The sequence below is a fragment of the Calothrix sp. NIES-2098 genome (genome assembly GCF_963875125.1).
GTDB lineage: Bacteria > Cyanobacteriota > Cyanobacteriia > Cyanobacteriales > Nostocaceae > Aulosira.
The window spans coordinates 8,443,556-8,460,531 of sequence record NZ_CAWNKJ010000001.1 but is presented as its reverse complement, the minus strand read 5'-3'; the positions used below and the strand labels follow the sequence as shown (position 1 = coordinate 8,460,531).

Here is a 16,976-nt window from a genome sequence, read left to right as displayed (position 1 = left end):
AACTGTAGGCAGAGGTAATGAAACATCAGCGATTTTTACAGTCTTTGAACCAGCAACTAACTCACTGGCGACGACATTACAAAGTACTGCGTCGTAAAGGAAAATTATTGAGGGTGGTTAACGATCGAAGCGATCGCAGCCATCTGGGAAAATTCCCTAGAACTGCGATCGAGAACATACTCATGTATGTATCGAATAATCATGAAAGCAGCCACCAGCCAGGAATAGTACTCAGATCGATCGCCAAAGCGGTTAACCACGAGCAGCTGATGGATACAACTGGTTTAAGCTGGGTGCATAAAAATCGTTCCTCTGCGATCTTGGCGATCGCGGTTGTATCCCTAACAGGAGTAATCGGGTATAAGTTTTACAATCAGCCCCAGCTAAGAGTGGGAACTGTTGCACCCCAAACAATTAAAGCCCCACGTACATCTCAGATTGAAGATACCAAAAAAACCGCAGCCCGACGCCAAGTCGCCAGTAACAATTCCTTGCCAATATTAATGATTGATGAAAAAATCAATCAACAAATTGAACGTAATTTGCAACAACTTTTAGATGAGAGCGATCGGCTTCGTGCCATAGCTGGGTCTTTTCCCTTTTTTGATACTTTAGACTTACCTGTAGCTAGCCAGCTTTATCTCCGCACTTGCACGGCTGAAGAATGGAAAAATATATTACTAGCTTTAGAAAAAAGTAGACAAAAACCAGTAGGATTATTGCTGCCAAATCAGAAAAGCAATTCCACAACCGGACAGGAAGCCAGTAAAAAGTTATCCTCGTCCTTGCAATCATCCCCTAAGTCTGGTTCCTTAAATACACCCAAAGTATCTATCAAGCTGCTGCTTGAGAATAAAAAATCAGTTAATGATTCTCAAAAACCTGAATTTATTCAAGTAGTAGCAGAATTAGAAACTTACCGCATGAGAAATTCTGAACAACAATTTGCTTTACTGATTGCTCAAATCTTGCAAGCAAGGCAAAAATACGAGCTAGCTCAGAAACAATTATTACAGTTAGAAACAAACAAATCGGCAGCAATCAAGCAAGAAGATATTCTTTTAGATCTTTCAGATGCAGACTGGGCAACAACACAAACGTTAATTCGTGATATTGCACAACGAATTGTCACTCAAGGGATTCCATACGGGCTACCAGCAAATGCTTTAAAGGATACAGTAGGCTTACAAGTGCAAACATTAGAACCGCAAGAAGCTCAACCTTTAGCAACCAAAGTCTTGTTAGCTGTGCTGCAACCAAATCTGAAGAAAGATGAAGCAAAAACCCAAGAACAGGCAAAAAAGGCAGTTCAAAAAGTTTCACCAATCTTGGTTGAGGTAAAGCAGAATCAGGTAATTGTCACTAAAGGACAAAAAATTACTGAGTGGAATTTGCAGGTACTGGAGCATTATCAATTAAATTATCGCGCAACTAACTGGCCGGAGTTGATTAAGGTGACAGGTATTGTCACTACAGCAATTGGTATTTTTGTGATTACCGAACGCCGTCTGAAAACCCAATTACGACAGCGCGATCGCTTGTTAATCTTACTCTTAACCTTGAGTACTCCGGGAATGGTGACGATGGGTGTGATACATACTACCTGGAGTGCGATCGGTTTATTGTTAGGTAGTTTTTATGGCCCTGCTTTAGGTGCAACAGTTGTCGGACTAATGTTATTAGTGCTACCAGTTAGCATGGAAATTAGTAAAATTGCCTTGATAGCTGGTGCAGCAGGCGGAATCGTAGGCTGTTGTATGGCTAAACGACTGCGATCGCGTGAAGAATTAGCATTATTAGGATTGGCGATCGCCTCAACTCAAGGAGGAATTTACTTAATACTCTCACTGCTCTGGAGTTCAGCTTCTTGGTATATTCTTCTGCAAGAAGCAGCGTTATTTGCTTTATCCGGTTTAGCGTGGAGTATTGTTGCTTTAGGCTTGAGTCCTTATTTAGAAAAACTTTTTGATTTAGTTACTCCCATTCGGTTAGCAGAACTAGCCAATCCTAACCGTCCTTTGTTAAAGCGACTAGCTACAGAAGCACCGGGAACTTTTCAGCATACCTTGTTTGTCGCCACCTTAGCAGAAGCAGCTGCCAAACAACTAGGATGCGATGTCGAACTAGTCAGAGCAGGCACACTTTACCACGACATTGGCAAAATGCACGATCCTCTTGGGTTTATTGAAAATCAAATGGGAGGGCCGAATAAGCATGACACAGAGATTAAAGATCCGTGGAAAAGTGCAGAGATTATTAAAAAGCACGTTAATGAAGGCTTGGTGATGGCAAGGGAACATCTCTTACCAACAGCGATTCAAGCTTTTATCCCAGAACATCAGGGAACGATGTTGATTGCTTATTTCCATCACCAAGCGCAGCAAATGGCTAAAGAAGATCCAAGTTTAATAGTAGACGACGCGGATTTTCGCTACGACGGCCCAATTCCCCAATCGCGAGAAACAGCAATTGTCATGTTGGCAGATTCCTGCGAGGCGGCGTTGCGTACCCTACAAGCATCAACAAAGTCATCACAAAAAGATGCTTCAACCGAACAAGCTTTGACAATGGTTAATAATATTCTCCGTGCCCGCTGGCAAGACAACCAACTCGTAGATTCAGGACTCACACGGGAAGAAGTTACAAAAATTGCCCACATATTTGTGGAAGTGTGGCAGCAATTCCATCACAAACGGATTGCCTATCCTAAGTTAAAGACTAGCAACGAAAAAATATCTCAAGGGTGAATTTTGCATAAATAGCTCGATGCAATTAACTACAAATGGTGAGGAGCGTCATCGATCATTTTTCATTCGTAAGGGTTTTAAAGGAGTTTCTTGCAATAAATAATGAGTACCTAAATTATTGCCATATGTCTTTAAATAGTTTTCATTGAGATAACTATTTAGATAGTTCTGAAGAGTTTGAGATCTGCATAGTAAAACTTGCTCTGGATGATAAGTATCCAAAATAGCAATAATTTGTTTGGGTGTTATATTTTTTGACTCTATCCTTTTACGGGATAAAACTGCAATTTCTGGAGGGACAGATAAGCCTGAATAAAAAGCATACATGGGACAATTTGTAAAAACCCATTTAGTAGATGCTTTCTGTTTTAACAAAATGTTCACAAATTGAATATGCTCCTGAGTTTGTTCTATATATCGATGATTTTCAAAAATAATTACTCCTAACTTAATTGGAGTTACAAGAATTGAGAAAATTACAAATCCTGCTGCTAAACCAGAAACTGTAATTTCTTTTAAATTAACCAGCTTAAGCTTATAATACCATTTCGGCTGTTGAAAAAAACTAAAAGATAATGTTAATCCATAGGTAGCTAACCAGGTAAGCGGAATGGATATTAAAAGGTAATGATGATACCAAACTGGTCGATGATTGATTAGAGCTATAAACCCTATAATTATCCAGAGTACCGGAAAAGATTTTTCCCATGCTTGATTTTTAAAGATAACGATAGTTGCCAGAATTGCTAAAAGTAAATAATCAAAATCCTGAAGTAGAAATGAAAAGGCTAACTTTAGGCTATTTCCTGCTGGAAAGGCTGTTTTTACATTGTTATTTAAATGTGCTTGTAATAATTGTTCGTAAGTGAGAGAGTTGCACAACATACCAATTATTATAAAAACACTTGCAAAAGCCGTAAGCCATAAAATAGCATCAAAAATAAGATTCCGCCTTAATTGAGGATTTTTATTTCTATGGAATAGGAATAAATCAAATATAATTAAAGGAGTTATAAAAGCTGTATATAACTTTATTTGTAGAGATGCTGCTAATAATGCTCCCGATATAATAATGAAAAATATAGAAGATTTTTGTGTAAAATTTTGTTTATATAAAGTTAATGTATAAATTGAGAGCATAACCATTGCTAAAGATGGCAAATCAATCATTACAGATACACTAAGTCTTAGAAAATTGCAGGAAGTTATTAACAATAAAGTGCCAATAATTGCTGGTAAATTTCCTAGATAAATCCTGAGAGTTTGGCAGAAAGACCATATAAGTATTGTGGAAAAGCTCAAAGTTAGAAGCCGTGCAGAATAGATTGATTTACCAAACCAATCAAGCCAGGATGCTAAAATAAATGTGAACAGAGGTGGTTGATCGTTCCAAACCTGCGTATACAGAGCAAATCCATCTAAGTGCAAGGTAGCTTTGATCAACTCAATACCTTCATCGCTGGGATCGAATTGAAATACCTGCTCAATAGGCATAAAGCAAATAGTAAAAATAACAAAACTAGCGGGTATTATGCAATTAAATAATAAAAATGTTTTGATCTTATTGGCGCTCATATATTCATGTATTTATGGAAATATAGCCAGTTGTACAAACCAAATGTACATTTAGGTGATTATACGACAACTAGCTATCAAAATTTGCCTGATTATACTTGCAATGTAATATAAAACTTTTAATTACTGCACCGATAAAGCTGATAAGGAACACCAATGCGATAGTGATGTGAAGGATCTATGTTACAAGTCGTGTGCTGAGAAAGCACAAAATGTTGCGGATAATCTTGCTTAATCATTCCAGGGCCAACTATCCATAAATTCATCCCAGATGTTGTAGGTATCGGTAATTGAGAAAGCTTTTTCCAAAAAGCAGATAAATTAGGTTCTTTATCTAAAAGAGCAAAACTATCACTTTTAAATGTATCAATCGGATGATTAATTTGGAATTCTCCTGAAGAAGGTTGGCTTCTAACTTGCTCTAATGCTAAGGCGAAACTTAGCCCTAAAGCTATATCTTGATAATCGCTATATCCCACCACGAGCATTACTGGTATTTCCGGCTCTAAATTCATATTCTGAGCTACTTGCTCGGGGTAAAAAGGCTTGTGAAAAACTATATTATTGACGATAAAAATACAACTGACAACTCCCACCAATACAATCATTATTTGTGCCTTTTTATTTTTGCTAATACTCGCTCCTAAAAGGGCACAAAAACTAGGATAGTAGACAAAGTGATAGCGGGGTACAATAGTGATGTCTTTACCTAAAAAATAAACAATAGCAAAAAACTCTAAAATAACGATAATAGTAAAAATTAATAGTGTTAATATTGCTAAATTACTGTGATTTTGGCGGCATAGAAGTTTTAAACCTTTGTAGGCTTGCCACCATATCCAAATAGCAAAACTCACCATCAAAAAACCACAAATAGCTATAATTACTAAAGGCTGGTTTTCTACAGGTAGAGCAATTACCATTAATATCCAGCTAATCAAAGTTTGATATATAGGTGCAATATTATTAGGAGTTGGCAACCAATTAGTTTGAGAAGAGTTAGAATGGCTAACTGTCACCAGTAACCAAGGTATGAAGCTAATTACAACTGTACTGGTAGATACAATCAGGGTAAGTAAAATTTTATGCTTGTTAAGTACCTTTGCCTTACTCCAGTAAATCAGGATCAGTAGCGTGAGAATTTCCGCGATGAAAGCTAAAGCGAAAAAGTAGTGTACGTAAAGTCCAATAATATTAATAATTATCCAGAAGACCCAAACCCAAATTCTGATATTTTTTCTCTGAAAAATATACTGCTGAATTTGCATTAGTGCCAATAAAGATAAACTAATCAGAAATATAGGTATGCTATAGTGGCGTGCTTCTTGGGAAAGATAGACAGCAAAAGGGGAAACAGCTATTAGCAATGCTCCTACTATTCCAGCAGTAGAGGAAAAGGCGATACTATTGATAGCATAAATTACTGCGATCGCACCTACACCAAACAAAGCTGGTAATAATCGCAGTTCTTTCACACAAGTTTGGCATAAAGGATTTATCCATTCCAGCCAAGTATACATACCGCAAAAAAATAGCGGTGGATGGGTAGATTGAGTAGCAAGATTATTTGCAATCTGAGCATAAGTAATACCAGGTTTGAAGGTAAAAATTTCTGGTACTCGCTCAAGTGGTGATAGCATATCTAAGGGTAAATCATTATAATTTTTACCCAAACTGAAAATGGCAGTAATTACCTCATCCGTCCACAGAGGTTTTAAGTCTAAATTCCAAAAACGCAAGCTCGCACCCAGTATAATCGCCCCAGCTAAACCTAGATAATGTAGATAAAGTTTGCGCTTTGTTTTCATCTATCTATGGCAATATATTGATTTTTTTGTTGAAGATTTGCAAATATCGGTAGTAAAAGATATGTGAGAAATACTGAAATCTTCAAAAATACCGCTACAATTATTCTGCCTTATTTTGAGCAATAATACTTATTTTGGATTTTGGATTTTATAACAAGTTAGTTAATGGGCATGACATACGGATTGTTACAAAGGCGAGGAAACCCACCCTACAGGCAAATTCATTGTTCAAATTCGTGTTAGTAGCAATTTTAAAAAAAACACATCCGAAGCAGATCCAAACTTAGAAGTGCTTTTAATATCAGGCTTCCGTTATTTTGAATAGGGATTATGGTTGATTAAACAGCAAAAATACAGTTTGTCCTATACCAACAATCACACCCAAAACACCACCTAAAGTCACAATTGCTTGCAATTCATTTTTAACGATACCTTCAATTGCAGCTTCTAAATCGGCGGGTGAAGTTGACTTGACGCGGTCAACAATTACCTGGTCTATGGATAAAATTGGAATTGCTTGAGCTACAATTGCTTCCAAATCTTTTTCTAAATATCGCTCTAAAATTAGAGCCAATTCTTGACTTACTACTTCTAATGAAGTATTAACTACAGGCGAATTACTCAGACGATTTAGTAGTAAAGATGCAATATTTTCCCAGTCAACGGAGTCAGTTAAGCCTTGTAATAGATCGCTACCACTTGTTTGCAGGTAGTGGCGAACGCTTTCTCTCGTGGTTTTTCGTAGTTGTCTGACTGTTCCTACTGGCAAGTTTTGCAAGGATAAATTTTGTAATAATTTCTTGACGCGATCGCGCATTTGCAATTCTTGAATCAATTCTTTCAATCGAGCATTGCTAGCCTCTTTCTCATCTAAGCAAAAAGCTCTGAGTCTGGTGAGAGTATTGCGTAAACCAAACAAATTTGCTACTACCCAATAAGTACCGCTAGTTTTTTCGCGAAAGCTTTCATCAATAGTTTGAATTGTGCGATCGGTTAAAAAATCAACTATAGTTTGTCGCAGTACATCTGGTGGTAAAACTACTTCTAACAGCCAATCAGACAGCCTTGTAGATTGTTCTTCACTCAGTTGAAATTCTAAGAGAACTTGATCAAAAATTTGATTGATTTGTACTTCTAAAAAATCTTCGCGTCGCGCTAAAACTCGCAACAGACGAGGTAATGATTCGCCCAACAAATCGCGCAAAATGCTTGCTACAATTTTGGCGCTTTTCTGATTTTTTTCCTCTGAGCTAATTTGGTCTAAGGCTAGTTTTAACAACCACAAAATTGCTGCTTGTACTCGTTCTGTTTGCAACAGACGGCGTGCGAGATTTTGCAATTCCTCTGGTGTCAAAAGCGACCCCATAATTGTATTAGAAATTTTCTGAGCCAAACGTTCCTGGTTACGGGGAATTAATCCAGGTGTAAACGGTATTCTTTGTTTACCGATATAAATGGCTCGGTAGGGGCGAAACAACATTTTGATGGCTATATCATTTGTGAAATAGCCGATAATTCCACCTAATACCGGAGGTGAGAGATAAAGCCACAGATGAGACCAATCCACAGAATTTTGGACTTACCAATTTTGGATTTTGAACTTGGGGAAAAGTTAAGCTAGTCACTTGTGCGGATTCCCACATTTGTGCAACATAGCTTTTTAGGAGGTAGCCCTGCATTGGCCTCCCAAGCTAGCAAACTTTTCCAAAAGAATTTTAGATTAAATAGTTGATTTTTGGATTCAAGAATTTCTATTTCTTTACCAGTAGGCTTTAATCCAAAAATCTCGAATCTAAAAAAATCTAAAATTTACTAACTACCAGCACTCCCATCATACCGTTCGCAATGGGGTAGTGTGTGGCAGCAAAACCAACTTGAGAAGCTAATTCTACTTGCTCTTTGCCAACGGGAAAGCGGTCTAAGCTAGGACTGATGTAGGCGTATTCTTCTTTTACTCCCAACTGGGTGGCTGCTGGTACAACAATATTCTCTAGATACCATTGCTGAAACGATCGCAGCTGGGGATTCTCTGGTCGATGAAAATCTAAAATTGCGGCTTTAGCACCAGGCTTGAGAACGCGATACAACTCTTTGAGACTACGAGGAATATCTTTAACATTTCTTAAACCATAACCCATTGTTGCCGCATCAAATTTGTTGTCCTCAAAAGGTAAATCGAGGACATCAGCCTCAACCCAAGTAATGTTTGGTTGGCGGTACTGTTTTTGGGAGCGTTCTTTAGCCATTGCGAGAAGGTTTGCAGAGAAATCGACTCCGTAGACCTTTCCTGTTGTTCCCACACGCCTTGCTAAACCTAAACTGAGATCGCCACTTCCACAACACAAATCAAGGCAAGTATCTCCAGGCTGAGGATTACTCCATTTGATTGCCATTGCCTTCCAAATCCGATGTTGTCCCAAACTCAACCAATCATTTAACTGGTCGTAAACAGGAGCAATACGGTTAAAAATATCGCGAATTTCGTGAGTCATTAGCCAAAAAGTCAAGAGTCAACTGTCAAGAGGCAAAAGTCGAACTTTAGCTCCGACAATTAACTCTTGACTAAATTTTTGTTTCCCGATCGCAACTGCTAGTCAAAGCGATCGCTAGCAATTGTGCTGATAAGTGAATTAGCTTTAATTCATCATCTCGCAAAGTGTGAGGTTGTTTCCACTGTAGAGACAAAACTCCCATAACTTTGTTACGGTAGCTAATTGGGACAACTAAGTGTGCTTGAACACCAGACTGTTGGTAGTGAGCGACACCAGCTAATTTTTGATCTTTCAATACATTTAAGGATACTTGCACTTGACCAGTAGCGATCGCCTCGCTCACGAGTGGGTCTTGTGCTAGCCAGTTTTCTAGATTACTGTTATAACCGTAAGATCCCTGAGTTGCAATCAGAGTATTGCCCTCAAGTAGTTGCAGAATGCAGTTATCAGCCCCAAAACTGTGACTAAAAGCCGTAGCTATGGGTATTAAAGTTTCTTCTAAACTATTAGCTGCCTGTGTTACCTCTACCAAAACAGCCAGTAGTGCCATTTGGGCGTTAGCACAGCGCAATTCTTCGGTGCGTTGCTTCAGCAAGTCGTAGGTTTCTGCTGCCCTTTGGACTACAGCCTTAAGTTCTCCTGGGTCCCAAGGTTTGGTGATGTATTTATAGACTTGCCCAGCATTAATGGCTTCCACCAAGTCTTCAATATCTGTAAAGCCCGTCAGAATGATCCTGACTGTATCTGGAAATTGCGGTACAGTCTTGCTGAGAAACTCAGTACCCTTCATTTCTGGCATCCGTTGGTCGGAGATGATTACTGCCACTTCCCCTTCATCTGCCAAAATTTGCAAGGCATTCATGCCGCTATCAGCTTTGAGTACATTAAAATCACGGCGAAAGGTGCGATACAGCAGATCCAGATTGTCTGGTTCATCATCAACTACCAGGATTTTGAGTTTTTTTGGTCTTTCTAAAGTCCTTAATTGGCGACGATCTGTATTAGTTTCCAGACTGGCAGTATCCATTAAAGTTAAGTCCTTTATATATTGGCTATCTTGTTATATTCCATACCAAGTTTAGTCGATAATAAACTACCAGCCTTGCGAAAATTTGCGGATGTAGCTGAAGAGAAACTGAATTAATCCTGAAGAATTACCATAAACAAATTTATACCTATAAAAGCGGTCGAAGAGTTTCCGACTTTTTTCCTATAAAATAAAATTTGCTGATGAAATATTAATTACCCAATAAACTTTAGTACACCAGTAAGTATGAAAATGGGTATTGGGCATGAGAAAAAGATGGGGGAACAGTCCCCTCTCCCGCACTCCCCACCCTTCCTGATCTCCCTACTCCCTACTTTCAAGTTATTGAATTGCTTATGACTGACTTACCACCTAACTCTCAAAATCCTAGTAACGCTGATTTAGATACTGTCCAAGAGTTACTGCGAAAGTTAAGGCAAAAACAAGGTAATTGGGTGGAATGGGGTCAAGCGATCGCCTATTTGCAAAAAGCTGGTTATAATCCCCAAGATATTTTTGAGGCAACTGGATTTGAGCCGATTCAGCAAAATCAGGTGGTTGTTGGTTCCCAAGTTTATAATTCTTTAGAAAAAGGTGGCGCATCTGAGGCAACGCGATCGCATTTCTCTATACGCGGTAGTGATGTTTTATATGAGCTGCGTTTGCTCACCCAAGAAGAACGGGCAGCGGCGGCGGAATTAGCTTTTACCCACAAAATCGACTTGGATGAAGCACGAGAAATAGCTAAGGCGATTAAAGATTTTTCCCGTTTCCGCACCTTGCCAGAAGGATTTTCTGCCCATCCCGGAGATGCTGTAGCTTATGGTGCATGGAAATTAGCACGCCAAAACACAGATTTACAAGAGCGATCGCGCTTAATTGCTAAAGGCTTGCGGTTTGCTCATACGCAAACAGCTAGGAAGCAAATAGAGCAATTACTCACAGATTTTACAGTTGTTCCTAAGCGTCCAGCTCCACTGTTGCCTTTTTATCGCTTGGAGTCTGAGGACGAGTTACCCAGAATTGTACCTGTAGTTGGCGAGTGGCCGCTGACACCAAATGACTTAAAAGCAGTGCCTCTAGTGACAGAAATTGAACCATTTCGCATGGTCAAATTTTCTGGCGAACAAGCTTGGGTGCCATTACCAGGTTGGCAAGTACTGTTGAGTGCCGAAGATCCAGTGGTAATTTTAGCTCATAGCGATCGCCTGCCCAATCAAACCCAAAGTCAGCCCGGAAAAGTGCTGATCGTCGTGGATCGCGCCCAACGTCAATGGGACGCTTCTAGCTACTTTTTAGTAGATAATTCTGGGGATTTAGATATTCAATGGTTTGAAACTGAACCAGAAATTCCTTTATTAGGAAAAATTATTATCATCTTGCGTCCTAAGAAAATCTTGGATGAAGAACTAACCAAGGATTCCTGGCAGATTGACGAATAGAGAATAATCTAAGATTCATTCTCAATACACGGCAACAGCAGTGTAGAGCCTCCTGTAAACTCAAACAGTAACCAATCTCTCAACTTTTGTGAGAAAAGCGCTTTATGGGAGGGCGATCGGTGATGGAGTGGATTCTAGCGCAACAAACCCCTTTGGATAGCAATTCTGCTGTAGATAGTCAAACCGCAGGAACCATTCCTGAACTGGTCATCATTTTGATTATTTTGCTACTAATTGCAACTGCTGTTGCATTGATAACTCAGCGGCTAAGAATTCCTTATGTAACAGGATTGGTACTGGCAGGATTACCCATCACAGAACTTTGGTCGCGTCGGATTGGCTTAGACCCTTCCTTAGTATTAAACCTGTTTCTGCCAATTCTGATTTTTGAAGCAGCGATTAATACGGATATCAGTCGTCTTCGCAGTACTTTTAAGCCTTTGCTCACGGTTGCTCTAGCATTAGGAACCTTTCAAATTGGGCAATTTTTGGGCGTATCAGGTGCGGTGGCTGTGGTGATCGCTGGACTGATTTTTGGCAATTTAGGGCTGCCGCAGAGTTCCTCTGCCTCAGATAGAATTACTCTGCTAAGTTTCTGGGAATACGCAGGTTTTAGCGTTAATACATTTATTTTCCTGTTGATTGGAATTGAAATTAACCCAGTAACGCTGTGGAGAATTTTGCCATCCATTTTGTTCGTCATTCTGGCGTATCAGTTGGGACGGATTCTCTCGGTTTATGTATTATTAGCAGGGCTACGCTGGTTCGATCGCCCGATTCCGCTACGCTGGCAGCACGTTTTGGTTTTAGGAAATATTAAAGGTTCGCTGTCAATGGCGTTAGCAGTTGCTATTCCCTTATCGCTAACGGGACGAGACTTTCTCATCGAGCTGGTGTTTGGTTCGGTTTTATTTTCTTTAGTGATACAAGGATTAGCTTTACCCTGGCTGATCAAACAGCTCAACATCAGCCGTGTTTCCGAGACAATTCAAGAAACTGGGCAGTTGCAGATTCAATTAATTGCGGCGAAAGCTGCTCAGGATGAATTAGATAGTCTGCTGAAATCAGGCGTGTTGCCGAAAGCAGTGTATGAGGAACTATGGGCATCCTATCAAGCGCGGGTAGCAAAGTCGGAACGGGTACTGCGCGATCTCTACAATCAATATCGGGCAGGTAAACTAGGAGGCGATCGCAGTGGCTTAGATAGGATTCGACGGCGATTGCTGCTAGCGGAAAAGGTTGCCGTGAGCGATGCCCTGCGTAAACGCATTGTGCCAGAGGATCTGGTGCAGCCCTACATCAAAGATTTGGATGAGACACTTCTATCGTTGGAAGATGACTAGCTTGAATGCCAAGGTAATCAATCATTTGATGGACTAATTCTGAGCGAGTAACGACCAGGATAGTCGAATCTGCTTCCAGAACAGTATTGCCGTTGGGAATCTCTAGATTGGCGCAAGCATGACATTGGTAGCCAATAATTAACGAACCTTTAGGAAAGCGGGGGTCTTGCGCAATTTGGGCAACAGTGCGACCTGCTACATAGCAATTGCCAGGAACGGGTAACTTCAATACCTCTACTTGGCCTTGCTCAAAGTGCATCATTGACTCGACTTCGGGGTATTCAATCGCATTCGCCATAGTTGCAACTGCCAAATCAATTGTACTGATGACATGACTTGCTCCAGCCAAGCGATAGGCTTCTAGAAATTCGCGATCGCGCATCCGCACGACAATATGGGAAACGCCATAGCTCCTAGACAACACAATCAGCGATAAATTCAATGCATCATCTCTGAGTGCAGCAACTACCGCATTTGCTTGTTTAATTCCAGCTTCCAAAAGTACCGTAGTGTTAACTGCACTGCCCTCAAATGCCATTACCCCAATTTTTTCACGAGCAAAGCGACAGGCAAGCGGATCTAGATCGATGATGGCAACTGTGTGACCTAAGTTCAATAACTGCTGGGCTAATCCCAGCCCCATCATTCCTGCTCCACCAATTACTACATACATAATTTACTGTCATCCAAAGAATTCATGTTATCCCAATTTGCAAACAGCAGGCGACAGATCGGTAATACTATTTCTTGGTAAAGCTGCGGGCATTAATAAAAACTTGGATGCATCCAATTATCAGGCTAGATAATATATCAAATTTTATAACTTATTATGGATAATTAAGTAGGTTTTAGATAAATGCTTTTGGATTGATTTTAAGATCGAAGTAGAAGTATAGTATTAACTTCTATGGGGGCGATGTTATGAAACTCCCCAAAGCATTAACCTTTTTGAGTGTGGCATTAACTCTTGGGTTAGGAATTCCAATAATTACTACTACTGCGATTTTACTATCAGCTAAACCAGCTAATGCTGACGATGTAACATTGTTAGCCCAAGTTGATGAGAAGAATGCAATATTCTACAACAACCGAGGTATTAACAGTTTCCTATCGGGAGACTTCAAAGGAGCCATTGAGGATTTCAATCAAGCACTGCGAATTAATCCTAACAATGCTCAAATTTACAATAACCGGGGTGCTGCCCATTTATTATTGAGAGAAATCAAAGCAGCAATTGAGGATTTTAATCAAGTATTGCGTATTAATCCTAACGATAGTAATACCTACAACAACCGGGGTTTTGCTCATTTTCTATTAGGAGAAATCAAAGCAGCGATTGAGGATTTTAACCAAGCATTGCGGATTAATCCTAACGATGCGCTTATCTATAACAACCGGGGTCTTGCTCAGTTCCAATTGGCAGAAATCAAAGCAGCAATTGAAGATTTTAACCAAGCAGTGCGAATTAATCCTAACTATGCTACTGCCTACAAGAACCGAGGTACCACCCGTTTACATTCGGGAGAACTGAAAGCAGCAATTGAAGATTTTAACCAAGTACTGCATATTAATCCTAACGATGCCGATGCCTATAATCATCGGGGTATAGCTCGTTTCCAATTAGGAGAGAAGAAAGCAGCAATTGAGGATTTCAACCAAGCACTACGAATTAATCCGAACTATGTTGAAGCCTACAAGAACCGAGGTACCGCCCGTTCCCAAATGGGAGACAAGCAAGGCGCAGAGGCTGATTGGCAAAAAGCAGCCGATATGGTTCACTAATAGAGTGGCTATGAAAATACCTGCAAAAAAAGACACTTGTAAATAAATATTGCAGATAATGCCTGATTAATCGCGACAGAAAAATTGAGATGCTCCCAAGCGAAACTTGTTCAGGTCGGGGAGTGTCAAAGAACTATTAGCTGATTGGTTTGTGATGGAAAATTTCCAACCACAGATAAACGCCCATAATTTGTAAAATCTACGGTTTGGCAATTAAATTCAAAATCTCAAATCTAAAATTTTATTAATGTCAGACACTAATTTTATTGAGCAAGTGACGCAAGAATCTCTATTCTCAGAATTATCTGATAAATCACCTGTTTCTACTCTGCGGGAAGAAGCGATCGCCCGCATTCGTAATAGCCTGCGCCCCGGACAGCAGCAAATGGCTGATTGGTATGCTGGCCCTTTGGCTGTTTCTGCCGTACCTGGTGCTGGTAAATCTACGGGAATGGCAGCTGCGGCGGCGATCGCGATCGCGCGTCAGTATGAACGTGCAGCTCAATCGCGCCTCTCTTCTCGCCGTCAGTTGGTAGTTGTTACCTTTACACGTTCTGCTGCTGCCAATATTAAAGCTAAAATCCGCAAATATTTACGCGAGGATTTATCTTTACCCCAGACAGGTTTTGCTGTTTACACTTTGCACGGTTTGGCATTGAATATTGCCAGCCGTCATCCCGATTTATCTGGGTTGCAGTTAGAAAATGTTACATTAATTACACCAAATCAAAGCCATCGTTTCATTCGTACCGCCGTAGAACAGTGGATTGCTAATAATCAAACTACTTATTTACGTTTATTAGAAGGTAGCCAATTTGACGGTGAAGAAACAGAAAGATTACGCCGTCAATCAGTGTTGCGCACAGAAGTCTTACCAGACTTAGCAACTACTGTTATTCATGAAGCCAAAAGTTCTGGACTATCACCCGAAGATTTACGGCAGTGGAATGAACAAACCACAGATCCGTACGCAATTTTAAGCGTAGCCGCAGGCTTGTACGAGCAATATCAAAAATTAATGCGATCGCGCGACTTCATCGACTACGACGACATGATTTTAGCAGCGTTGCGAGTGCTAGAGAACGACAGCGCTCGCCGCCTTGAGCAAAACCAAGTTTTCGCAGTCTTTGAAGACGAAGCTCAAGATTCTAGTCCATTACAGACGAGGTTGCTGGAAATTTTGGCGAGTGATATGGGGGACAAGGGAGACAAGGAGGATAAGGGGGATAATTTTTTACTTCTTACTCCTCACTCAGGACTGAACTTAGTACGAGTAGGCGACCCTAACCAGGCGATTAACTCAACTTTTACCCCAGCCGATCCGATTTATTTTCGGCAATTTTGCGAAGAGTGCGATCGCCTGCGAAGATTGGCGACAATGGATCGAGCTGGGCGAAGTACAAGAATTGTCATTGAAGCAGCTAATTTTGCGCTGGAATGGATTAATAGTTTTTACGGAGTCAAGCTGCAACAATCATCTCATGGCTCTATCTCTTCACTTCCCTTCCGTGACCAGAGAATTTGTCCTGTAGACACTGGCGACCCCCAACAAGATGCTAACCCCGCACCCGTAGGAAGAGGGCTAGAACTTTATACGCCCCGTGATATTCATCACACAGTAGAATTACTTTCCAAGAGAGCGATCGAGTTATTTGCTGAAGACCCCACAAAAGTGAGTGCAGCCGTGTTAGTGCGGGAAAATCGCCAAGGAAGATGGCTAGCTGAAGCACTAGAACCTATATGTAAAGAGCATAAAATTACACTTTACGATGTGGGAGAACGCGATCGCCGTTCTCATATCCCGCAAGAAATTTTAGCATTACTGCAATTTTGCGATCGCCCCCATTCCCCTGATTACCTAAAAGCTGCGCTTGAGGTATTGGTAGAACGCCAGTTAATTCCCACCCAAGACCTCAATGCCTTAGCTAGTTTACCAGAAGAGTTTTTGTATCCCGGCCCCTTGGCAGCACCGCAAACTGAAACAGTCCAAAAAGCTGCACATCTATGTCGTAGTTTACTCCGCGCTCGCTTGGAACTGCCCATATACCAGTTAATTTCTTTTTTGGCTTTGGCTTTAAATTACGACCAAGCAGAACTAGCAACAGCCGACAAACTCGCAGAACGGGTAAACCAGCAAATAGCTGGTAATAGTTCAATGGGAGCAATGCTGTCAGCTTTGAGTGAAATAGTTAGTTCCGAACGCTTTGAAGCTGTAGAAACAGAAGATTTAGAAGCGCGTTACACCCGTAACGGTCAACTGACAATTATTACCATGCACAAAGCCAAGGGGCTAGATTGGGACTATGTTTTTCTCCCTTTTCTCCACGAAAACTTAATTCCCGGTCGGTTTTGGGTTCCACCCCAAAGCCAATTTTTGGGCGACTTTACTCTATCTGAAGTTGCTCGCGCTCAAGTGCGTGCTGCTTTACACAATGAATCGCGCATCCCAGAAGTTTCTCAAGCTTGGGAGATAGCAAAACATCTCAAAACTGCTGAAGAGTACCGTTTACTTTACGTTGCGATGACGAGAGCCAAGCGGTTGTTGTGGATGTCTGCGGCGCAAAAAGCACCTTTCACGTGGAGTAAACCAGAGAATTTACAAGAACAAGCACCTTGTCCAGTTTTCCCCGCCTTAAAGCGCCAATTTCCTGATTGTGTGGTTTCTGGGGCGACAGAGGTTAACAGGAATTTAGACTAGTTCCCGGTGCGAAACCAGTAACAGTGACTCAAGGTTACAGTACGATAGCCTGGATTCCTTAG

11 protein-coding genes are annotated in these 16,976 nt (G+C 40.7%); 5 read left to right on the top strand and 6 right to left on the bottom strand.

From position 1 onward, the window contains the following. Positions 1–17 precede the first annotated feature (17 nt). Positions 18–2,747, top strand: a complete 2,730-nt coding sequence (locus AACU33_RS35545) for an HD family phosphohydrolase (RefSeq protein ID WP_096594934.1) — start codon at positions 18–20, stop codon at positions 2,745–2,747. A gap of 48 nt (positions 2,748–2,795) precedes the next feature. Here AACU33_RS35545 and AACU33_RS35540 read toward each other — a convergent pair whose 3' ends face one another. The 5 genes from AACU33_RS35540 to AACU33_RS35520 form a co-directional block, all read right to left on the bottom strand. Beyond that, the gene (locus tag AACU33_RS35540) at positions 2,796–4,322 is read right to left on the bottom strand and encodes an ArnT family glycosyltransferase (RefSeq protein ID WP_096594933.1); all 1,527 of its coding nucleotides are present in this window, start codon (positions 4,320–4,322) and stop codon (positions 2,796–2,798) included. Positions 4,323–4,441: 119 nt separating this feature from the next. Continuing rightward, positions 4,442–6,130: a glycosyltransferase family 39 protein gene (locus tag AACU33_RS35535; protein WP_096594932.1), complete on the bottom strand. Its 1,689-nt coding sequence runs from the start codon at positions 6,128–6,130 to the stop codon at positions 4,442–4,444. Between the two features lie 328 nt (positions 6,131–6,458). Continuing rightward, positions 6,459–7,697, bottom strand: coding sequence for a DUF445 domain-containing protein (locus tag AACU33_RS35530; RefSeq protein WP_096594931.1), 1,239 nt, complete (start codon positions 7,695–7,697; stop codon positions 6,459–6,461). A 235-nt stretch (positions 7,698–7,932) separates the two neighbouring features. Further along, entirely contained in the window at positions 7,933–8,622 is a 690-nt protein-coding gene (ubiE, locus tag AACU33_RS35525) for a bifunctional demethylmenaquinone methyltransferase/2-methoxy-6-polyprenyl-1,4-benzoquinol methylase UbiE (protein WP_096594930.1), read from the bottom strand. Between the two features lie 70 nt (positions 8,623–8,692). Beyond that, positions 8,693–9,649, bottom strand: coding sequence for a response regulator (locus AACU33_RS35520; protein WP_096594929.1), 957 nt, complete (start codon positions 9,647–9,649; stop codon positions 8,693–8,695). 356 nt (positions 9,650–10,005) lie between these two features. Here AACU33_RS35520 and AACU33_RS35515 point away from each other — a divergent pair, with 356 nt between their 5' ends. After that, entirely contained in the window at positions 10,006–11,091 is a 1,086-nt protein-coding gene (locus AACU33_RS35515) for a RuBisCO accumulation factor 1 (protein ID WP_096594928.1), read from the top strand. Positions 11,092–11,195: 104 nt separating this feature from the next. After that, positions 11,196–12,434 (top strand): cation:proton antiporter domain-containing protein, encoded by a 1,239-nt coding sequence (locus AACU33_RS35510; protein ID WP_096594927.1) that lies wholly within the window; start codon positions 11,196–11,198, stop codon positions 12,432–12,434. Here the strand turns inward: AACU33_RS35510 and AACU33_RS35505 are convergent. Then, on the bottom strand, positions 12,391–13,107 hold the full coding sequence (locus AACU33_RS35505) for a potassium channel family protein (protein WP_096594926.1): 717 nt from the start codon (positions 13,105–13,107) through the stop codon (positions 12,391–12,393). The genes AACU33_RS35510 and AACU33_RS35505 overlap by 44 nt on opposite strands. A 248-nt stretch (positions 13,108–13,355) precedes the next feature. On the opposite strand from AACU33_RS35505, the gene AACU33_RS35500 reads away from it, so the two are divergent. After that, positions 13,356–14,216: a tetratricopeptide repeat protein gene (locus tag AACU33_RS35500; protein WP_096594925.1), complete on the top strand. Its 861-nt coding sequence runs from the start codon at positions 13,356–13,358 to the stop codon at positions 14,214–14,216. Between the two features lie 247 nt (positions 14,217–14,463). Then, positions 14,464–16,914, top strand: a complete 2,451-nt coding sequence (locus tag AACU33_RS35495) for an ATP-dependent helicase (protein WP_096594924.1) — start codon at positions 14,464–14,466, stop codon at positions 16,912–16,914. The last annotated feature ends 62 nt before the right edge of the window (positions 16,915–16,976 follow it).